The organism is Modestobacter sp. L9-4, from assembly GCF_019112525.1.
GTDB lineage: Bacteria > Actinomycetota > Actinomycetes > Mycobacteriales > Geodermatophilaceae > Modestobacter.
In genome coordinates this window covers 1,837,231-1,857,147 of record NZ_CP077800.1, presented here as the reverse complement: position 1 = coordinate 1,857,147, position 19,917 = coordinate 1,837,231, and the positions used below count along the sequence as shown (strand labels likewise).

At 74.1% G+C, this 19,917-nt stretch carries 19 protein-coding genes; 12 read left to right on the top strand and 7 right to left on the bottom strand.

Features of this window, described 5'->3' with window-relative positions; translation table 11 throughout:
- The first annotated feature begins 10 nt into the window (after positions 1-10).
- The 4 genes from grpE to KUM42_RS08695 all read left to right on the top strand — a co-directional run bounded on the left by grpE (position 11) and on the right by KUM42_RS08695 (position 2,919).
- Positions 11-589: a nucleotide exchange factor GrpE gene (grpE, locus tag KUM42_RS08710; RefSeq protein WP_237496365.1), complete on the top strand. Its 579-nt coding sequence runs from the start codon at positions 11-13 to the stop codon at positions 587-589.
- Positions 590-662: 73 nt separating this feature from the next.
- The gene (dnaJ, locus tag KUM42_RS08705) at positions 663-1,904 is read left to right on the top strand and encodes a molecular chaperone DnaJ (RefSeq protein WP_237496364.1); all 1,242 of its coding nucleotides are present in this window, start codon (positions 663-665) and stop codon (positions 1,902-1,904) included.
- Positions 1,901-2,332, top strand: coding sequence for a heat shock protein transcriptional repressor HspR (locus KUM42_RS08700; RefSeq protein WP_237496363.1), 432 nt, complete (start codon positions 1,901-1,903; stop codon positions 2,330-2,332). Before dnaJ ends, KUM42_RS08700 begins: the two co-directional genes overlap by 4 nt.
- Before the next feature lie 32 nt (positions 2,333-2,364).
- Entirely contained in the window at positions 2,365-2,919 is a 555-nt protein-coding gene (locus KUM42_RS08695) for a MarR family winged helix-turn-helix transcriptional regulator (RefSeq protein WP_237496362.1), read from the top strand.
- A 42-nt stretch (positions 2,920-2,961) separates the two neighbouring features.
- On the opposite strand, the gene aceB is transcribed toward KUM42_RS08695, so the two are convergent.
- Complete coding sequence (gene aceB, locus KUM42_RS08690; protein WP_237496361.1) at positions 2,962-4,563, bottom strand: malate synthase A; 1,602 nt, start codon at positions 4,561-4,563, stop codon at positions 2,962-2,964.
- Between the two features lie 201 nt (positions 4,564-4,764).
- On the opposite strand from aceB, the gene KUM42_RS08685 reads away from it, so the two are divergent.
- Positions 4,765-5,238 carry a MarR family winged helix-turn-helix transcriptional regulator gene (locus tag KUM42_RS08685; protein ID WP_237496360.1) on the top strand — a complete coding sequence of 158 codons (474 nt, stop codon included), beginning with the start codon at positions 4,765-4,767 and terminating at the stop codon, positions 5,236-5,238.
- A 64-nt stretch (positions 5,239-5,302) separates the two neighbouring features.
- Positions 5,303-6,964: an MDR family MFS transporter gene (locus tag KUM42_RS08680; protein WP_237496359.1), complete on the top strand. Its 1,662-nt coding sequence runs from the start codon at positions 5,303-5,305 to the stop codon at positions 6,962-6,964.
- 186 nt (positions 6,965-7,150) lie between these two features.
- Here KUM42_RS08680 and KUM42_RS08675 read toward each other — a convergent pair whose 3' ends face one another.
- Together KUM42_RS08675 and KUM42_RS08670 are read right to left on the bottom strand one after the other, a co-directional pair.
- Positions 7,151-7,591 carry an OsmC family protein gene (locus tag KUM42_RS08675; RefSeq protein WP_237496358.1) on the bottom strand — a complete coding sequence of 147 codons (441 nt, stop codon included), beginning with the start codon at positions 7,589-7,591 and terminating at the stop codon, positions 7,151-7,153.
- 256 nt (positions 7,592-7,847) lie between these two features.
- Positions 7,848-8,285, bottom strand: coding sequence for a MarR family winged helix-turn-helix transcriptional regulator (locus tag KUM42_RS08670; RefSeq protein ID WP_304610766.1), 438 nt, complete (start codon positions 8,283-8,285; stop codon positions 7,848-7,850).
- Between the two features lie 220 nt (positions 8,286-8,505).
- Here KUM42_RS08670 and clpB point away from each other — a divergent pair, with 220 nt between their 5' ends.
- Positions 8,506-11,088 carry an ATP-dependent chaperone ClpB gene (gene clpB, locus KUM42_RS08665; RefSeq protein ID WP_237496356.1) on the top strand — a complete coding sequence of 861 codons (2,583 nt, stop codon included), beginning with the start codon at positions 8,506-8,508 and terminating at the stop codon, positions 11,086-11,088.
- A 63-nt stretch (positions 11,089-11,151) separates the two neighbouring features.
- Here clpB and KUM42_RS08660 read toward each other — a convergent pair whose 3' ends face one another.
- Positions 11,152-11,760: a DUF4190 domain-containing protein gene (locus KUM42_RS08660; protein ID WP_237496355.1), complete on the bottom strand. Its 609-nt coding sequence runs from the start codon at positions 11,758-11,760 to the stop codon at positions 11,152-11,154.
- 58 nt (positions 11,761-11,818) lie between these two features.
- Positions 11,819-14,476, bottom strand: coding sequence for a discoidin domain-containing protein (locus KUM42_RS08655; protein WP_237496354.1), 2,658 nt, complete (start codon positions 14,474-14,476; stop codon positions 11,819-11,821).
- A 304-nt stretch (positions 14,477-14,780) separates the two neighbouring features.
- Here KUM42_RS08655 and KUM42_RS08650 point away from each other — a divergent pair, with 304 nt between their 5' ends.
- On the top strand, positions 14,781-15,269 hold the full coding sequence (locus KUM42_RS08650; protein WP_237496353.1) for a hypothetical protein: 489 nt from the start codon (positions 14,781-14,783) through the stop codon (positions 15,267-15,269).
- On the top strand, positions 15,266-16,051 hold the full coding sequence (locus KUM42_RS08645) for a hypothetical protein (protein ID WP_237496352.1): 786 nt from the start codon (positions 15,266-15,268) through the stop codon (positions 16,049-16,051). The genes KUM42_RS08650 and KUM42_RS08645 overlap by 4 nt, the downstream gene beginning before the upstream one ends.
- Positions 16,052-16,074: 23 nt before the next feature.
- Here KUM42_RS08645 and KUM42_RS08640 read toward each other — a convergent pair whose 3' ends face one another.
- Positions 16,075-16,560, bottom strand: coding sequence for a hypothetical protein (locus KUM42_RS08640; RefSeq protein WP_237496351.1), 486 nt, complete (start codon positions 16,558-16,560; stop codon positions 16,075-16,077).
- A gap of 129 nt (positions 16,561-16,689) precedes the next feature.
- On the opposite strand from KUM42_RS08640, the gene KUM42_RS08635 reads away from it, so the two are divergent.
- Positions 16,690-17,364 (top strand): fasciclin domain-containing protein, encoded by a 675-nt coding sequence (locus KUM42_RS08635; protein WP_237496350.1) that lies wholly within the window; start codon positions 16,690-16,692, stop codon positions 17,362-17,364.
- A 50-nt stretch (positions 17,365-17,414) separates the two neighbouring features.
- On the top strand, positions 17,415-17,972 hold the full coding sequence (gene pyrE / locus KUM42_RS08630) for an orotate phosphoribosyltransferase (RefSeq protein WP_237496349.1): 558 nt from the start codon (positions 17,415-17,417) through the stop codon (positions 17,970-17,972).
- A gap of 81 nt (positions 17,973-18,053) precedes the next feature.
- On the opposite strand, the gene KUM42_RS08625 is transcribed toward pyrE, so the two are convergent.
- Positions 18,054-18,689: a DedA family protein gene (locus KUM42_RS08625; protein WP_237496348.1), complete on the bottom strand. Its 636-nt coding sequence runs from the start codon at positions 18,687-18,689 to the stop codon at positions 18,054-18,056.
- 198 nt (positions 18,690-18,887) lie between these two features.
- Here KUM42_RS08625 and fbaA point away from each other — a divergent pair, with 198 nt between their 5' ends.
- Positions 18,888-19,916 carry a class II fructose-bisphosphate aldolase gene (gene fbaA / locus KUM42_RS08620; protein ID WP_237496347.1) on the top strand — a complete coding sequence of 343 codons (1,029 nt, stop codon included), beginning with the start codon at positions 18,888-18,890 and terminating at the stop codon, positions 19,914-19,916.
- The last annotated feature ends 1 nt before the right edge of the window (position 19,917 follow it).

Here is a 19,917-nt window from a genome sequence, read left to right as displayed (position 1 = left end):
GGGAGAACAGATGAGCGAGCACGAGCACGAGCACGAGATCGACATGAGCGGCTTCGACGAGGCGCTGGCCGCCTCCGGCGAGCAGCCGGCCGGTGACGACGCCACCCGTCAGCTGGCCGAGCGCACCGAGGACCTGCAGCGGGTCACCGCCGAGTACGCCAACTACCGGCGGCGGGTCGAGCGCGACCGCACCGTCGTCGTCGACCAGGCGGCCGAGCGGTTCGCCGGCCAGCTGTTCCCGGTCGTCGACGACATCGAGCGCGCCCGCGACCACGGCGACCTGACCGGCGCCTTCAAGGTGGTCGCCGACCGGGTGCTGGGCCTGCTGGACGGCCTCGGTGTGGTCCGCTTCGGCGTCCCCGGCGACCCGTTCGACCCCGCGCTGCACGAGGCGGTGCTCAGCGACACGTCCCCCGACGTGAGCGTGCCGACCGCCACGACGGTGCTGCGCCCGGGCTTCCGGCGCGGTGACCGCGTGCTGCGCACGGCGATGGTCGGGGTCACCGACCCCGAGACCCCGGCGGCCGGCGAGCCCGCCGCCGTCGTCATCGACGGCGAGACCGACCAGCCGGGCCCCGCCGCCGGCTGAGCACGACCACCCGGCGGACCCGGCCCCCCGCGGGCCGGGTCCGCCCGTCAGCACTGCAGAGAGGAGGCGCCCGATGAGCAGCACCCGGGACTTCATCGAGAAGGACTACTACGCGGCCCTGGGCGTCGCCAAGGACGCCGACGCCGGGGCCATCAAGAAGGCCTACCGCCAGCTGGCCCGTGAGCTGCACCCGGACAAGAACCCGGGCAACGCCGCGGCCGAGACGCGGTTCAAGGAGGTGTCGGAGGCCTACGACGTCCTCTCCGACCCCAAGCGGCGGTCGGAGTACGACGAGGCCCGCCGGTTGTTCGGCTCCGGCGGCTTCCGGCCGGGCGCCGGTGCGCCCGGCGGCTTCCCCGGTGGGTTCCCCGGCGGCGGCGCGGGCGGCGGCCAGGCGTTCGACCTCGGCGACATCTTCGGCGGCGCGGGTGCGCCCGGCGCCGGGGGCCGCGCCGGGGGGCTGGGCGACCTCTTCGGCGGCCTGTTCACCGGCGGCGCCGGTGCACCCGGGGGAGCCGGCACCGCCCGTGGCCGGGCCACCGCGACCGGCCCGGCCCGCGGCCAGGACGTCGAGACCGAGGCGACGCTCGCCTTCGACGAGGCCGTCCTGGGCGTGACGGTGCCGCTGCGCATGCAGAGCCCGGGCACCTGCCCGACCTGCTCCGGCAACGGCGCCCGCCCGGGCACCAGTCCGCACACCTGCCCGGTCTGCAACGGCGCCGGCGTCACCAGCCGCAGTCAGGGCGCCTTCGCGTTCTCCGAGCCGTGCAAGGAGTGCCGCGGCACCGGCTCGGTGGTCGACGACCCCTGCCCGGAGTGCAAGGGCAGCGGCGTCACCAGCCAGACCCGCACGATCACCGTGCGCATCCCGGCCGGCGTCCGGGACGGTCAGCGCATCCGGCTGGCCGGCAAGGGCGCGCCGGGGCGGCGCGGCGGACCGGCCGGCGACCTGTTCGTCGTCGTCCACGTCACCGGCTCGGAGCTGTTCGGCCGCTCCGGCGACGACCTCACCCTCACCGTCCCGGTCTCCTTCGCCGAGGCCGCGCTCGGGACGACGCTGACCGTGCCCACCCTCGACGGCTCGGTGTCGCTCAAGGTGCCGGCCGGCACGACCAGCGGCCGCACCTTCCGGGTCCGCGGACGCGGGGTCGTCGGCAAGACCGCCGTCGGCGACCTGATGGTCACCGTCGAGGTCGCCGTCCCGGCCCGGCTGACCCCCGGCGCCCGCGAGGCGATCGAGAAGCTCGCGGCCGAGCTGCCCGACGACCCGCGGCCGGAGATCACCGAGATGCTGCGCAACGGAGGTGCCCGATGACCCTGCCCGAGCCGGGGCGGTCCTTCGCCGAGGACGCACCCGTCTTCGTCATCTCCGTGGCCGCCGAGCTGGCCGGGATGCACGCCCAGACGCTGCGGCAGTACGACCGGCTGGGACTGGTCAGCCCGGGCCGCACCGCCGGCGGGGGCCGCCGGTACAGCCCGCGGGACGTCGCCCTGCTGCGCGAGGTGCAGCGGCTGAGCCAGGAGGACGGCGTCAACCTCGCCGGCATCAAGCGGATCATCGAGCTCGAGTCGCGGGTGGAGGCGCTGCAGGCCCGGGTGACCGAGCTGCTGCACGAGCTGGAGGTCGCCGAGACCGGGCGGATCGCCGCCGAGTCCGCCGTCGCCGCCACGTACCGGCGCGACCTGGTGCCCCGCACGTCCAGCTCCGCGCTGGTCGTCTGGCGTCCGGGTGCCCACCGGTGACCGGGCCCGGGAACGCAGGGTCCGTCCCGAGCGTGGAGAACGATGTGACCGTCGACAGCGCAGCACGCACCGCAGTGGGGGACACCCCCGGCGAGGGCTCCCCGGCCGGGAGCGCCCCCGAGGGCAACCACGAGGCGTTCGTCGCCCTGGAGCGCGAGGTGGCCCTGCTGCTGCGCCGCGGCCGTGCCATCCAGGCCCGGCTGGCCGGGCAGCTGCACCACGAGCTCGACGGCGCCGCCTACGGCCTGCTGGTGCTCCTCGACGACGCCGGCCCGCTGCGCGCCAGCGACGTGGTGGCCCGCCTCGGCCTGGACAAGAGCACCGTCAGCCGGCAGGTGGCCTCGCTGGTCGACCTGGGGCTGGTCGACCGTGCCGCCGACCCCGACGACGGCCGCGCTCAGGTGCTGTCGACGTCCTCGGAGGGGCACGCCCGGCTCAGCGAGCTGCGCGACGCCCGCCGCGTCCGATGGGAGGCCGACCTGTCGGGCTGGGAGACCACCGACGTGGCCACGCTCGCCCAGCTGCTCGGCCGGCTCAACCGCCTGGGCGAGGCCCGTGAGGCCGAGGTCCGCCGGCTCAGCGACTGACCGGGGCCGCCCGACCCGTCCCGGGTCGGGCGGCTCGTCGTCTCAGGGCATCCGCTCGTAGGCGGGGACGGTGAGGAAGTCGGCGTACTCGTCGGCCGTCGCGAGCTGGGTGAACAGCTCCCGTGCCTCGTCCCAGCGGCCCGCGGCGAACGCATCCCCCCGGGCCGCGGCGAGGGCGGCCATCTCCTCCTCGACCACCCGGTGCACCAGCTCCGCGGTCACGCGCTGCCCGTCGGCCAGCGTCACCCCGCTGTGCAGCCACTGCCAGACCTGGCTGCGGCTGATCTCGGCGGTGGCGGCGTCCTCCATGAGGCCGTCGATCGCGGCCGCCCCGGCCCCGCGCAGCCAGGACTCCACGTACTGGATGCCGACGCTGACGTTGGCCCGCAAGCCCGCCTCGGTGGCCTGCCCGGGCGTCGAGGCCACGTCCAGCAGCTGGGCGGCGGTCACGGTGACGTCCTCGCGCAGCCGGTCCAGCTGGTTCGGCCGCTCGCCGAGCACGCGGTCGAACACCGCCGTCGCGGTGGCGACCATGCCGGGGTGGGCCACCCACGAGCCGTCGAAGCCGTCCTCGGCCTCGCGCGTCTTGTCCTCGGTGATCTTGGCGTAGGCGAGCTCGTTGCGCGCCGGGTCCCTGCTCGGGATGAACGCCGACATCCCGCCCATCGCGTGCGCCCCCCGCTTGTGGCAGGTGCGCACCAGCAGCTCGGTGTAGGACCGCATGAACGGCACGGTCATCGAGATCGTGTTCCGGTCGGGCAGGGTGGCCTCGGTGCCCCGGCTGCGCAGGGTCTTGATCACGCTGAACAGGTAGTCCCAGCGCCCGGCGTTGAGCCCCGCGGAGTGCTCGCGCAGCTCGTAGAGCACCTCCTCCATCTCGAACGCGGCGGGCAGGGTCTCGATCAGGCAGGTCGCCCGGATGGTGCCGCGGGGGATGCCGAGGTGGTCCTGCGCCAGGACGAAGGCGTCGTTCCACAGCCGCGCCTCGAGGTGGCTCTCCATCTTCGGCAGGTAGAAGTACGGGCCCTGCCCGCGGTCGACCTGCGCCTGCCCGCACGCGGCGAGGTAGAGCGCGAAGTCCACCAGGCTGCCCGAGGTCGGCTCGCCGTCCACCGTGAGGTGCTTCTCGGGCAGGTGCCAGCCGCGCGGGCGCACGATGATCGTGGGCAGCTCGTCGTCGGGCCGCAGCTCGTACCGCTTGCCGGCCGGTGAGGTGAAGTCGATGGTGCGGTCGATGGCGTCCCGGAGGTTCAGCGGGCCGTTGACGACGTTCCCCCACAGCGGGGAGTTCGCGTCCTCCTGGTCGGCCAGCCAGCAGCGGGCGCCGGAGTTGAGCGCGTTGATCGTCATCTTGCGGTCGGTGGGGCCGGTCATCTCCACCCGGCGGTCCACGAGCCCCGGGGCGGGCGGCGCGACCCGCCACGAGTCGTCGGCACGGATCGCCGCGGTCTCGGGCAGGAAGTCCAGGGTGGCGCCGGCGGCGATCGCCGCCACCCGCTCCCGGCGGGCGCGCAGCCGCTCCTGACGGCGGCCCTCCAGCTCCCGGTGCAGCAGGGCGATGAGGCCCAGCGCGCGCGGGGTGAGCACCTCGTCGAACCGCGGCCCGCTCGGGCCCGTGACCTCCACGCCGTCCACGGTGCTCATCGCGCTCCCCGGTGCCCGGCGCCGGCCGGCGCCGGCGGCTGTGGTGCGGAACGTAGCGGGTCGCGGTCGCCGGCACGAGGGGCACGTGAGGCGCGACTCACCGGGCTGTTGGTCGTTGCAGGGAACAACGAACTCCGGCAAGGTGGTTGCGGTCTACATGTACCGGGCACGCGGCCCGGGACGAGCCGGACGGAGGACGACGTGCACCTGACCCAGGAGACCTCCGAGCGGCTCAGCGCCGACCTGGTCCGGCTGGTCCGCACGGCCAAGCAGCTGGGCCACCGGGTGGCCGCCGACCTCTACGGCGACCTGCCCTCCTACGGCTGGGCGCTGCTGGTGCCGCTGGAGCAGCACGGACCCCAGCGCTGCAGCGCACTGGCCTCCGCCGCGGGCATCGACGTGTCGGTGGCCAGCCGGCAGGTGGCCGCGCTGGAGCGCGCCGGCTACGTCGAGCGCCGTCCCGACCCGGTCGACGGCCGGGCCGCCCTGATCAGCCTCAGCACCGCGGGGGTGGGGGCCCTGGCACACACGCGCGAGGTGCGCAGCCACTGGACCCTCGACGCCCTCGGCGACTGGACCGAGGAGGAGGCCCGCCAGTTCAGCGCTCAGCTGGCGAAGCTCGCCGACGGCCTCGACCGCGCCGCCCGCCGGCCACCTGCCCGACCGGCCGACTGAACCCCCGGCACCGCCCCGGCGGACCGCCGTCCCCGCACGACCCGCACTCCCAGGAGAGAACCGCATGAGCACCCCCGCCCCCACCCGGCCCGCCGCCGGCCCCGCCGCACCCGCGGCCGCGCCGACGGCCGATCAGCAGGGCCGGATGACCCACCGGCAGATCCTCAGCGCGCTGTCGGGGATGTTGCTGGCGATGTTCGTCGCGATCCTGTCCTCGACGGTCGTGTCGAACGCGCTGCCCACGATCATCACCGACCTGCGCGGCAGCCAGTCGCAGTACACGTGGGTGGTCACGGCGACCCTGCTGGCCTCGACGGCCTCGACCCCGATCTGGGGCAAGCTCGCCGACCTGTTCAGCAAGAAGCTGCTGCTGCAGATCGCGATCGTCGTCTTCATCGTCGGGTCGATGCTGGCCGGGCTCTCCCAGTCGGTGCCCACCCTGATCGGCTGGCGCGCACTGCAGGGGCTGGGCCTGGGTGGTCTGACCGCACTGGTGCAGATCGCCATGGCCGCGATGATCAGCCCGCGCGAGCGCGGCCGGTACTCCGGCTTCCTCGGTGGCGTGTTCGCCATCGGGACCGTCGCCGGGCCGCTCATCGGCGGCCTGCTGGTGGACACCTCGTGGCTGGGCTGGCGCTGGTGCTTCTACGTCGGCGTCCCCTTCGCCGCCGTGGCCCTCGTGCTGCTGCAGCGCACGCTGCACCTGCCCGTGGTCAAGCGCCCCGTGTCCATCGACTACCTGGGGGCGTCCTTCCTCACCGCCGGCGTCTCCGCCCTGCTGATCTGGGTCAGCCTGGCCGGCCACCAGTTCGCCTGGGCCTCGTTCCAGACCGTGCTCTTCGTCGGTGGCGGGGTGCTGGCCATCGCGGCCTTCGTCGTCACCGAGCTGCGCGCGACCGAGCCGATCGTCCCGCTGCGGCTCTTCCGTGACCGGACGACGACGCTGGCGGTCGTGGCCAGCATGGTCATCGGTGTGGCGCTGTTCGGGTCCACCGTGTTCCTCGGCCAGTACCTGCAGATCTCCCGCGGCTACTCGCCCACGGCGGCCGGCCTGCTGACCCTGCCGATGATCGGCGGCCTGGTGGTCTCCTCGACCGTCTCGGGCATCCTCATCTCCCGCTTCGGCCGCTGGAAGGCCTTCCTGGTCGTGGGCTCGGTGCTGGTGGCCGCCGGCTTCGGGCTGCTGTCGACCATCGACCACACCACCGACATGCTGCTGCTCGGCGTCTTCCTCGCCGTCCTGGGCATCGGCATCGGCCTGACCAACCAGAACCTCGTGCTGGCCGTGCAGAACACCGTGGCGGCCAGCGACCTGGGGGCGGCCAGCAGCCTCGTGGCCTTCTTCCGCAGCCTGGGCGGCACCATCGGCGTCTCGGTCCTCGGCGCGGTGCTCAGCGCCCGGGTCGGCACCCTCATCCAGGGCGGACTGGCCGACGTGCCGAGTGCCGCGGCCTCGGCCGGCTCCGGCGACATCGGGCTGGCCAGCCTGGCCGACGCCCCAGCCCCGGTGCAGGAGCTGATCCGGGTGTCCTACGGCGACGCCACCGGCCGGATCTTCGCCGTCGCCGCCGTCTTGTCGCTGATCACCATCGTGGCGATCGCCTTCATCCGGGAGGTGGCGCTGCGCACCGAGTCCGGCTCCGAGCGGATGCAGGCCGGCGCTGCGGTGAGCACCGTGCCCGCCGACGCCGACCTGGCCGGCGCGACCACGAGCGCCCGCAGCTGACGAAGGACCCCCTCGCCCCCAACGCCACGCTCCGCGCGGGACCCTGTGAGGACGCCTGACCCTCGCTCCCGCCGCACGTACCTCGCGGCGGGGGCGAGGGGGTGGCACGACGACGGCCCGTCTCCCCGGTGGGGAGGCGGGCCGTCATCGTGTCCGGGACCTCGTCAGCTCACGAGGTGGCCGGGGTCAGGCGAGTGCGGCGTCCAGGGTGATGTCGACGCCGGTCAGGGCCTTGCTCACCGGGCAGCCGACCTTGGCGGCCTGCGCGGCCTTCTCGAAGCCGGCGGCGTCCAGGCCGTCGACCTCGCCGCGGACGGTGAGCTTGATGCCGGTCAGCTGGAAGCCGCCGCGGTCCTTGTCCGGGCCGAGGGAGACGTCGGCGGAGACCTCGAGGCTCTCGACGGTGCCGCCGGCCTCGCCGATGACGGCGGACAGCTGCATCGCGAAGCAGGCCGAGTGGGCCGCGGCGATGAGCTCCTCGGGGCTGGTGGTGCCCCCGGCCTCGTCAGCGGCGCGCTTGGGGAAGCTGACGTCGTAGGTGCCGACCTTCGAGCTGGACAGCTCGACCTGGCCGGAGCCCTCCTGCAGCGAGCCGTTCCATGCGGTGCGTGCGGTGCGGGTGGGCATCGGACCTCCTCTGCTGGTGGCGACCCCGCGGCGCGGACGTGCGACGCGGTCGGTCACCACTCTCATCGAGCACAACCGTTCCCCGCGCGACCTGTTCCAACCCCACGGTCGCGGGTGGGGACTCCGGCGTCCGGACGGGGCGGGCGGGCGGCGGATGCGCCACATGGCGGGCCCCCGGGTGCGGGGCCCGCCATGTGGCGTGCAGACGTGGGACTGCCGGTCACGACCCCGGCGCGCGTCGGCGCGGGGCCCTCCGTCAGGTGCGGGCGTCGGTGCGGGGCTGGGCGACCCGCTCGGTGACGATGCGCAGCTGGTTGCGCAGCTCGGTGAACTGGTCGTCGTCGAGGTCGAGCGCGTCGATCATCGCCGCGTTGACCGCGAAGGCCGGCTCGTGCAGGGCCCGGCCGGCGTCGGTGAGCCGCACGGAGACCGAGCGCTCGTCGTCGGTGCGGCGGTGCCGGGTGACCAGGCCCGCGGCGGTGAGCCGCTTGAGCAGGGGGGAGAGCGTGCCGGAGTCCAGTGCCAGGCGGCTGCCCAGCTGGCCGACGGTCTGCCCGTCCTCCTCCCACAGCAGCATGAGGACCAGGTACTGGGGATAGGTGATCCCGAGCTGGTCCAGCATGGGCCGGTAGCGGGCGGTGACCGCCCGCGAGGCGGCGTACAGGGCGAAACAGAGCTGGTCGTCGAGAGCCACGCTCGGCGACGGTGAATCCGTCATGCACCCCAGAATAGGGCGCCGCTGAGTGTGAGCACGTCGTGTCGTTGTGGAACGTGACAAGTGGTGCGCCACAGTCTGGTCACGGTGAGCTTCCCCGGTGGGTGCGCGAGGCACCACGAGGTTGAGCGGAACACACTCAAGTCCTGCTCCGTTGGACTGCCCGGACGCCCCTCATGAGCAGGAAGGACACACCCGCATGGCGCAGGCCAAGTTGACGACCCGTGCGCAGGAGGCCGTCGCCGCCGCACAGCGACTGGCGGTCGACCGTGGGCAGGCAGCACTCGAGCCCCTGCACCTGCTGGTCGCGCTGCTCGAGCAGTCCGACGGCATCGCCGGGCCGCTGCTGCAGGCCACCGGCGCCGACCCGGCCGACGTCCGCGCCAAGGCCGACGCCGCGCTGCGCCGGCTGCCCAGCGTCTCCGGCACGAACGTGGCGCCGCCGTCGCCGTCCCGGGAGTTCCTCCGCGCGGTCAACGCGGCGGGGGAGCAGGCCGGTGCCCTGGGCGACGAGTACGTCTCCACCGAGCACCTGCTGGTGGGGCTGGCCTCCACCGACGGCGACGCCGGCGCGGTGCTGAGCAGCGTGGGGGCCAGCCGCGAGGCCCTGGTCGCCGCCTTCCGCTCTGTGCGGGGCAACCGCAAGGTCACCAGCGCGGACCCGGAGAACACCTACAAGGCGTTGGAGAAGTACGCCGTCGACCTCACCGAGCGCGCCCGCGAGGGCCGGATGGACCCGGTGATCGGCCGGGACGCCGAGATCCGCCGGGTGGTGCAGGTGCTGTCCCGGCGCACGAAGAACAACCCGGTGCTGATCGGTGAGCCCGGCGTGGGCAAGACCGCGATCGTCGAGGGCCTGGCCCAGCGGATGGTGGCCGGCGACGTCCCGGAGAGCCTCAGGGGCAAGCGGCTGATGGCCCTGGACCTGGCCGCCATGGTCGCCGGGGCGAAGTTCCGCGGTGAGTTCGAGGAGCGCCTCAAGGCCGTCCTGGAGGAGATCACCGACTCCGCCGGTCAGATCGTCACCTTCATCGACGAGCTGCACACGATCGTCGGCGCCGGCGCGAGCGGTGACTCCGCGATGGACGCCGGCAACATGATCAAGCCGATGCTGGCCCGCGGCGAGCTGCGGATGGTCGGCGCCACCACGCTCGACGAGTTCCGGCAGCACATCGAGAAGGACGCCGCCCTCGAGCGGCGCTTCCAGCAGGTCTTCGTCGGTGAGCCCACGGTCGAGGACACCATCGGCATCCTGCGCGGGCTCAAGGAGCGCTACGAGGTCCACCACGGCGTCCGGATCACCGACGGCGCCATCGTCGCGGCCGCCACGTTGTCCGACCGCTACGTGACCGCCCGCTTCCTGCCCGACAAGGCCATCGACCTGGTCGACGAGGCCGCCAGCCGGCTGCGCATGGAGATCGACAGCCGCCCGGTCGAGGTCGACGAGGTCGAGCGGGTCGTGCGCCGGCTGGAGATCGAGGAGATGGCGCTGGCCAAGGAGGACGACCCCGCCTCCCTCGCCCGGCTGGCCGCGCTGCGCGACGAGCTCGCCGACCGCCGCGAGGCCCTCGGTGAGCTCACCGCGCGCTGGCAGCAGGACAAGACGGCCATCGACCGCATCCAGCGCAGCAAGGAGGAGCTGGAGGCGGTGCGCACCGACGCCGAGCGTGCCGAGCGCGACGGCGACCTGGCCCGCGCCGCCGAGCTCCGCTACGGGCGCATGCCGCAGCTGGAGAAGGAGCTGCGTGCGGCCGAGGCGTCGGTGGCCGCCGGTGACTCGATGCTCAAGGAGGAGGTCGGCGCCGACGACATCGCCGAGGTCGTCCAGGCGTGGACCGGGATCCCCGCGGGCCGGCTGCTGGAGGGCGAGACGCAGAAGCTGCTGCGGATGGAGGACGAACTGGCGAAGCGGGTCGTCGGCCAGCCCGACGCCGTTCGCGCGGTGGCCGACGCCGTCCGCCGGGCCCGTTCCGGCGTCGCCGACCCCGACCGGCCGACCGGCTCGTTCCTCTTCCTCGGCCCGACGGGCGTGGGCAAGACCGAGCTGGCCAAGGCGCTGGCGGAGTTCCTCTTCGACGACGAGCGCGCCATGGTGCGCATCGACATGAGCGAGTACTCCGAGAAGCACTCGGTGGCCCGGCTGGTCGGCGCCCCGCCCGGCTACGTCGGCTACGAGGCCGGGGGCCAGCTGACCGAGGCCGTCCGGCGCCGCCCGTACACGGTGGTGCTGCTCGACGAGGTGGAGAAGGCGCACCCGGACGCGTTCGACGTCCTGCTGCAGGTGCTCGACGACGGTCGGCTCACCGACGGCCAGGGCCGCACGGTCGACTTCCGCAGCACGATCCTGGTCCTGACGTCGAACCTGGGCTCGCAGGTCATCGCCGACCAGTCGATCCCCGAGGAGGCCAAGCGGCGAGCGGTGCAGGACGTCGTCCGCGGGCACTTCAAGCCCGAGTTCCTCAACCGGCTGGACGACGTCGTCACCTTCCGTGCGCTGGGCACCGACGAGCTGGCCGGGATCGTCGACATCCAGGTGGGCGTGCTCGCCCGGCGGCTGGCCGCGCGCCGGCTGACCCTGGAGGTCACCGACGCGGCCCGGGAGTGGCTCGCGCTCAACGGCCTCGACCCGGTCTACGGCGCCCGGCCGCTGCGCCGGCTGGTGCAGTCCGCGATCGGCGACCCGCTGGCCCGCGCCCTGCTGTCCGGGGAGGTCCGGGACGGCGACCGGGTGGTGGTCGACTGGCCGGCCGGCGACAGTGCCCTGACCGTCAGCCGCGGCTGACCCGCCGGGGACGACGAGGGCCCGCCGACCGCAGCTGCGGTCGACGGGCCCTCGGGACGCGGATCAGTTGGTCAGCGAGTCCTGGACGCACTGCTCGAACGCGGCCTGGTCGCCGGTCGAGTTGAAGTCGGCGGTGCAGTCCGCGGTCGTCTTCGTCACGAAGATCAGCGCGGCGAGCACGATGGCGCCGATGATCAGCCCGATGATGCCGGTGATCAGCCCGGCGAGCGCCATGCCCTTGTTGTCGGCCCGGCGGGCCTTGACCCGGCGCAGCCCGAGGACGCCGAAGATGATCGCCAGCAGCCCGAGGAGGATGCCCGGCCAGCTCAGGAAGCCCGCCGGGATGGACAGGATGCCGAGCACCAGCGCGGCGATGCCGAAGCCGTTGGCCTTCGCCGGGGCGCCCTGGTCGTAGCCGGCCGGGGCGTTCTGGTAGCCCTGCTGCTGTCCGTAGGGCTGCTGCTGGCCGTACGGCTGCTGCTGTCCGTAGGGCTGCTGGCCGTACTGCTGCGCGGGGAACTGCTGGGTGTGGTCCGCCGTGGGCTTGGCGTCCCACGGCTGGCCGGAGCCCGCGGGCTGGCCGTAGCTCGACGAGCCGGCGTTCTGGCTCGACGACTGGTCGTCGGGGCGGGGGTACTCCGGCTGCTGGCCAGAGCCTGTGGGCGTCGTCACGGTGCGGAGCGTAGGGCCTCGGTGCACGACAACTCCACCGCAGCGCACTCGATCGAGGTCACGGTGTGATCACCTGCAGCTCGTACAGCGAGTACCCGTAGGCCGTCGCCCGCGCCGTCCCCTGGATGCGCACGTACCGCCCGGAGCCGCGGACGGCGAGGCTGTCGTCGTTGCCGTTGCCGTCGGTCACCGTGGCGATCGTGGTCCACGTGACGCCGTCGGCGGAGGTCTGCACCTGGTAGCCGCGGGCGTAGGCCGCCTCCCAGACCAGGCCGACGCGGCTGAACGACCGCACCGAGCCCAGGTCCACCTGCACCCACTGGGCGTCGGACCACGCGCTGGACCAGCGGGTGGCCAGGTCGCCGTCGGTCGCCTGCCCGGCGCGGAAGTCGCCGTTGTAGGGGTCGTAGGACGACGCCGTGGCCGGCCGGCCTGCGGCGATGTTCGTGCCGGTCACCGCCGGTGGGACGACGCGGAACGTCCGGGTCTCCACACCCACGTTGCCGTGGCCGTCGCGGGCGAGGGCGTAGACCTTCCACACGCCCAGGGCCTGCGGGGCCTGCAGGGTGAAGCTGGTGCCCGAGCGCGTGGCCGTCGCGGCGGTCAGCGTCTCGGCGCCGTCGACGTACCGGCTGTTGAGCGCCACCGCGTAGGTGAGCGCGTCGCCGTCCGGGTCGCTGACCGCGGTGTCGATGCGGAGGGTCGAGCCGGCGACCACCGCGGTGGAGCCGGTCACGGTCATGGACGTGAACACCGGCGGGGTGTTGCGGCCCTGTGCGCCCGGGCCGCCGTAGGCCGCGGCGACCGCGTGCCAGGCGAGCCGGCGTTCCCCGCCGGGGACCAGGTTGAACCAGTAGCCGTTGACGTCGGTCTCGGTGCCGTAGTTGAACAGCGTGGCGCCCAGGGCCACGCCCGCATGGGCCTGCACGCAGCGCCACGCGGTGGTGTACCCGGCGGCGTTGTCCCGGTCGGTGCCCTGGTCGGGGACGCCGTTGACGTCGGCGCGGGCCTCCCAGTCACCGGTCGGCCCGCCCTCGGTGATCAGGTACGGCTTGTCGTACCCGCCGGCGACCCAGGCCTGCTGGATGCCGCAGATGCCGCCGTAGGTGTTCAGCCCGTACAGGTCCAGCGCGGGGGCGTTCCGCTTCAGGTAGTCCCAGGCGCCGGTCCAGGCGTCGGTGTTGGTGACCGGGTGCCTCGGGTCGAGCGAGTGGATGCGCACGGCCGCGTCGTTGACGAAGGCGGCGTAGGCGTTGCGCTGGGCCTCCAGCTGCGTCCCGCTCCAGCACTGCGCCATGCCCAGCAGCGACTCGTTGCCGACGTCCCACATGAGCACGCCGGGGTGGTCGCGGTAGGCGGTGACCCAGGTGGTGATGTCCTTGAGCGCGTTGGCCTTGTAGGTGGGGTCGGTGACGTAGTCGGGGCAGCCACCGGAACCGGGGCCGCCACCGGGGGCCAGCCAGAACCCGGCGACCACCCGCATCTTCGCGGCGGCTGCGGCGTCGAGCAGGGTGCGGGTGCCGGCGTCGGTGCCCCAGGTGCGGATCGTGTTGACGCCGAGGTCGGTCAGGTCGGCGGCGCGGGCGGCGAACTCGGTGACCGAGGGCCCCCAGGTCACGCCCTTCACCGTCCACGGCCGGCCGTCGACGAGCAGGCACCAGTTCGGCTTGCTGCCGGCCACCCGCACGGCGCCGTCGGCCGGCCCGGTCGTGCAGCCGGGCGTCGTGGGAGCCGGGGTGGTCGTGGCGGCAGCCGCGAAGGCGTCGACCTCCCACAGCGAGTAGCCCCAGGCGGTGCCCCGCGTCAGCATCGCCAGTCGCAGGAAGCGGCCGGTGGCGTGGACGTCGAGCTGCTCGGTGCCGCCGGTGCCGGTGCGGGTGCCGGCCACGGTCGTCCAGGTGGTGCCGTCGTCGGAGACCTGCACGTCGTAGCCGCGCGCGTAGGCCGCCTCCCAGGTCAGCCGGAGACCGCACAGCTCGGTGCGCGTGCCCAGGTCGACCTGCCACCACTGGGTGTCGGAGGCGGCGCTGGACCAGCGCGTCCCGGTGTTGCCGTCGGCCGCGGCGGCGGCCGGGGTGCCCGCGCCCTGGACCGAGGACGCGGTGGTGGTGCGGCCGTCGGCGACGTCGCGGGTGTCGCAGGCGGGCGCGGGCGACGTGGCGGTGGCGGTGCCGAGGACCTGGAACTCCCACAGCGAATAGCCGTAGCCGGTCGCCCGGGTCACGCCGGCCAGCCGGACGTACCTGCCGGTGCCGGCGACGGCCACCCGCTGGGTGCCGCCCGTGCCGTCGGTCACCGAGGCGACGGTCGTCCAGGTCGCGGCGTCGTCGGACACCTGCAGCCGGAAGGCCCGGCCGTAGGCGGCCTCCCACTGCAGGACCACCTGGGTGACGGCGGTGCTGCGACCGAGGTCGACCTGCAGCCACTCGGTGTCGGTCCGGCCGGAGGACCACCGGGTGGTCGGGTCGCCGTCGACGGCCGCCCGGGCCGGGGTGCCCACGGGGTCCTCGGTCGAGGACGCCGTCACCGGTCGGCCCTGCGACACGGGCAGCTCGGCCGCGGCCGCCGGGGTCGCGCCGTGCGCTGCCACCAGCCCGGTGGCGCTCGCGGCGAGCCCGACGGTCAGCAGCAGGGCGTGCAGCGCCCGCCGGGTGCGACGGGACGCCGCCCGGCCGGACAGGGGCGTCGAGGAGCGGGGGTGGGCCGGTCGGATCACGCGGACCTCCGGGAGGGCGCCGGGACCGGCGACGGGTGCGGCGTCGGTCTCGGGCGGTGAACGAGGGACCAGACGGCGACGCTCGCGACTGGCTACGGATCGTGGTCTCAGGACTACGGCCGGTGAGATGAACGCTAGCGGCGGGGACAGGTCCTGACCAGACCCGGCACAGGATCGCAGCCCGCCCGGCTCGATCCGGCCGGTCGTCCACACCCTGTGGACGACGCCGCCGCGCGCCGCTGAGCTGCTCGTACGGTCCCCCGGTCACGGCGCACCAGGCGTCGGGCGAGGAAGGGGTCCGACGATGGTCGAGGGTCGTGCGCGGTTGCAGGCAGCCCGCTGGGTCGTCGCGGTGGGGCGGGTGACGACCGCGCTGCTGGTGCTCGGGGCCATCGGGGCGTCCCTGGTCACCTGGGCCACCTGGTCCGCTGGGCCGGCGCTGACGATGCTGCTGTACGTCGGGTTGGCCAGCGGGTGGCACGCGTTGCTCACGGCCTTCGATCGGCACGGCCGCCCGGCCTGGGTGCTCCTCGTGCTGTGGTCCGCCACGGGCGCTGCGGCGCGCCTCGGTGGCTGGGTCCTCGGCCAGGACGTGGGCCTCCTCGGCCTGGCCGGTGGCGCGCTCGAAGCGGTCCTGCTCGGGCTGCTGCTGCACCCCGACAGCCGTGAGTGGGTGGCCCGGCCGCCCGCCGCGGACGGTGGTCGGTCCGGCCCCGACGGCTCGCCGACGACGGTCGGCATGCCCCATGATCACCGGGGTCGGCACGCGCAGGCCACCGAGGAGCTCCCATGACGTCAGGACCGCAGGACCCGCAGCACGGCGGGGCCGGCCCGCAGCCGCCGTCCGGGGAGCCGTGGGGTCAGGGGCAGCCGCCGGCGGACGCCCAGCCCACCTACGGTCAGCAGCCCTCCTACGGTCAGCAGTCCGGGTACGGACAGCAGCCGGGGTACGGGCAGCAGCCGTACGGACAGCAGCCGTACGGGCAGCAGGTGCCGTACGGGCAGCAGGTGCCGTACGGGCAGCAGCCCGCCTACGGGCAGCAGCCGTACGGACAGCAGGCCTGGGGGTACCCGGCGGCTCCGGGTCAGCAGCAGCAGGCGCTGCCGCCGACCCCGCGGCCCACCACGGTCACGGCGGGGGTCGCGGCCTTCGCGCTCAACGTCCTGCTCGGGCTGGTCACCTCGGTCCTGGCGCTGACCGACTGGGACGCGACGATCGATGAGGCCGCTGCCCGGCAGGGGGTCGACGCCGAGTCGGTCCGCCAGTTCGCCGAGATCGGGGCGGTGGTCGGGGCGGTGGTCGGTCTGCTGTTCCTGATCGGCACCGCGGTCGTGCTGTGGTTCGCCTGGACCGGTCGCAACTGGGCACGGATCACCCTCTGGGTCATCGCCGGCCTCGCCCTGCTCTTCGGGACGGTGGGGCTGGTCCTTTCCGCCACCACCGACGTCCCCGGGGGGAGGACCGCGCTCGGCGTGGTCGGGCTGGTGCTGCAGGTCGCCGGTGTCGTGCTGCTCGCGCTGCGGCCGTCCTCGGCCTGGTACCGGGCGGAGGGGCAGCGCCGGGCGCGGTACTGACCTCGCCGCAGGCGCCGCTCCTCTCAGGCGCCGCGGCCGCCCCGTGCGCCCGCCGGGGCCCAGGCGGCCGTCGCCGGGGCGAGCAGGCTGGTCACGGCGGCGGCACAGAGCACGACCACCAGCAGCGAGCTGACGGCCAGGCCGGCCACCAGCGCACCGACCAGCGTGATCACGCCCAGCCCGACCGCGACGGCCAGCCCGGTCAGCCGGGCCCACCCGCGGCGTCCGGCCAGCGCCCAGGCCGCGAGCGCCCCGAGGCTGCCGAACACGGCCGCCTGCAGGAGGTTGACCTGCACCCGCTGTAGGGCCTCGGACCGGGGCGATCCGGGCCGGGCCGCGGCGAAGCGGTCGACGACGTCGTCGAAGACGAGCGCGGTGAACACCGCGTTGAGCAGCAGCAGCACCGCGAGCGCGGCCAGCACGCCGACGGCGACCTTGACCGGGACGGGCATGCCGGGCCCGCCCGCCCCAGGGGCGGCCGGACGCGACGACGACGGCGTGGCGCTCATCGGGCCAGGGTGGCACGCCGCGGTCGGGACGCGGGCTGCTGCCGCGCCGGATGCGATGCTCGGGCGCCGGTGCACCCGGCCCGATGAGCGCCACGCCGTCGCCCGCCCCACGAGCAGGAGAGCGCCCCCGTGAAGGCCCCCCGGTCGTCCCGAGCCACCGTCGTGTCCCGCCTCGCCGGGGCGGTCACCGCCCTCGTGCTGCTGGCGGGCTCCGCCGGGTGCACCTCCGGGGACGACGTGCCGGCCCCCGCCGCCGCTGCGGTGAGCAGCGCCGCCCAGGGGTCCGCGTCGGCCGCCCCAGCACCCACCGGGCCGGTGGGGCCGGGGTGCGCGATGTTCTCCGCCGACGGGCCGGGCAGCCCCGCGGCGCTCGCGACGACACCGGTCGCCGGCGCGGTGGGCAGCATCCCGCAGCTGAGCACCCTCACCTCGGCGGTGCTCACCGCCAACCTGGTCGACGCGGTCAACAGCCGGCAGGACGTCACCGTGCTGGCGCCGTCCGACGCGGCCTTCGACGCGCTGGGCGTCGATGCGCTGCCGGCGCTGCTGGCCGACGTGCCGCGGCTGACCACCGTGCTGACCCACCACGTGCTCGCCGGACGGCTGAGCGCCGACCAGCTGCCGGGTGAGCACCGCACCCTCAACGGCGACACGGTCACCGTGTCCGGCCCGGCGGACGCACCGACCGTCGCCGCCGACCTCACCCTGGCCGGGTCCGCGCCGGCCACCGTGGTGTGCGGTGGCGTGCCGACCGCCAACGCCGTCGTCTACGTCGTCGACCAGGTCCTCGCGCCCGCGCCGTGAGGTCCCCGGGGGCCGGGCGCGGGCGGGGACTGCTCAGTAGGGTCGTGCCCATGGACGCCCACTCCCCGGCCCACCCCGACCGCGACCGGCTGCTCGAGCTCATCGTCGAGCTGGCCGTGGTGCACGGGAAGGTGACGCTGTCCTCCGGCCGGGAGGCCGACTGGTACATCGACCTGCGCCGGGTGACGCTGCACCACGAGGCGGCCCCGCTGGTGGGCCGGGTGATGCGGCAGCTGACCGGCGACCTGCGCTACGACGTCGTCGGCGGGCTCACCCTGGGTGCGGACCCGGTGGCCACCGCGATGCTGCACGCCGCCGCCGACGGGCAGGGCTTCCTGGACGCGTGCGTGGTGCGCAAGGAGACCAAGGCGCACGGCATGCAGCGCCGGATCGAGGGCCCGGACGTCGACGGTCGCGCCGTCCTGGTCGTCGAGGACGTCTCCACCACCGGCAGCAGCCCGCTCACCGCCGTCGAGGCGCTGCAGGAGGCGGGCGCCGAGGTGGTCGCGGTCGCCGTCATCGTCGACCGGGGAGCCCGCGCCGCGGTCGAGGCCGCAGGCCTGGAGTACCGCGCCGCCTTCAGCCTCGAGGACCTCGGCCTCTCCTGACGGCCCCGCTGGCTCGGCCCCCTCGCAGGGCCCCGCCGCGAGCTCGCTCGCGGTGGGGGGCGAGGGGGTCCTTCGACTCCTTCAGGCGGCGGAGTTGCGGCGCCGGGCCCGGAGCAGCTCGAAGGCCACCGGGATCAGCGAGAGGACGACGACGCCGATCGCGAACAGCTCGATGTTGTCGTGGATGACGTCGACCTGGCCCAGCCAGTAGCCCAGGGCGGTGACGCCGGCGGCCCACAGGACCCCGCCGATCACCGAGTAGAGGACGTAGACGCGCAGGTCCATCCGCGAGGCACCGGCCATGACCGTGGCGAAGGTGCGCACGATCGGCACGAAGCGGGCCAGCACGATCGTGCGGGCGCCGTGCCTGGTGAAGAACGCGTTGGCCTGCTCGACGTACTCGGCCTTGAAGAAGCGGGACTGCTCGCGCTTGAACACCGCCGGCCCGGCCCGGTGCCCGATCCAGTAGCCGACGAGGTTCCCGGCGATCGCGGCGAGGGGGAGCAGGATCAGCAGGACCCACAGCGGCGCGAGGGTCACCCCGGCGAAGCCACCGGCCGCCACCATGCCCGCGGTGAACAGCAGGGAGTCGCCGGGCAGGAAGAACCCGACCAGCAGCCCCGTCTCGGCGAAGATGATCGCCAGCAGACCCACCAGGCCGAAGGTGTTCAGCAGGTGGGTGGAGTCCAGGAACGCAGGTGCCGCTTCGATCGCCATCGACGGGCACGGTACGTGCCCGTCCTGGACACCGGCAGCGGTGACGTCCGTTCGTGGGTCACCCGTGGCCGGGTGGGGCGCCGGTGGCGGGCGGGGCGACCGGGCGGGACGACCCCGGACAGGCGTGTGGTGATCACCCAGCGGGATACTGGTCACAGCAGAGCACCACCGCTGGTCCCGACATCAGGAGTGCACCGCATGCCCATCGCGACCCCCGAGGTCTACGCCGACATGATCACCCGGGCGAAGGAGGGCGGGTTCGCCTATCCGGCGATCAACTGCACCTCCTCGGAGAGCATCAACGCAGCCCTCCGCGGCTTCGCCGATGCCGGCAGCGACGGGATCATCCAGTTCTCCACCGGGGGTGCGGAGTTCGGCTCGGGCACCCGGGTGGAGGACATGGTCACCGGTGCGGTCGCGCTGGCCGAGTTCGCCCACGTCGTGGCCAAGCGCTACCCGGTCAACGTGGCGCTGCACACCGACCACTGCCCCAAGGACAAGCTGGACACCTACGTCCGGCCGCTGATCAAGCTCTCCCAGGACCGGGTCGCCGCCGGTCAGGAGCCGCTGTTCCAGTCGCACATGTGGGACGGCTCGGCCATCGAGCTGACCGAGAACCTCGAGATCGCCCAGGACCTGCTCACCGAGGCGGCCAAGGCGAAGATCGTGCTCGAGCTGGAGATCGGTGTCGTCGGCGGCGAGGAGGACGGCGTCGCCCACGAGATCAACGAGAAGCTCTACACCGCCGACGGCGACTTCGTCCGCACCGCCGAGGCGCTCGGCTTCGGGGAGAAGGGCGTCTACCTGCTGGCCGCCACCTTCGGCAACGTGCACGGGGTCTACAAGCCCGGCAACGTCAAGCTGCGCCCCGACGTCCTCAAGCGCGGCCAGGAGGTCGTCGCCGAGCAGTTCGGGACGGGCGAGAAGCCGTTCAACCTGGTCTTCCACGGTGGCTCGGGCTCCGACCTGTCCGACATCCGCGAGGCCATCACCTACGGCGTGGTGAAGATGAACGTCGACACCGACACCCAGTACGCGCTGACCCGGGCCATCGCCGGGCACATGTTCAGCAACTACGACGGCGTGCTCAAGGTCGACGGCGAGGTCGGGGTCAAAAAAGCCTACGACCCGCGCACCTACATGAAGCTGGCCGAGGCGAGCATGGCCGACCGCGTGGTGCGGGCCTGCGAGGACCTGCTGTCCGCCGGCCAGTCCCAGGCAGGCTGAC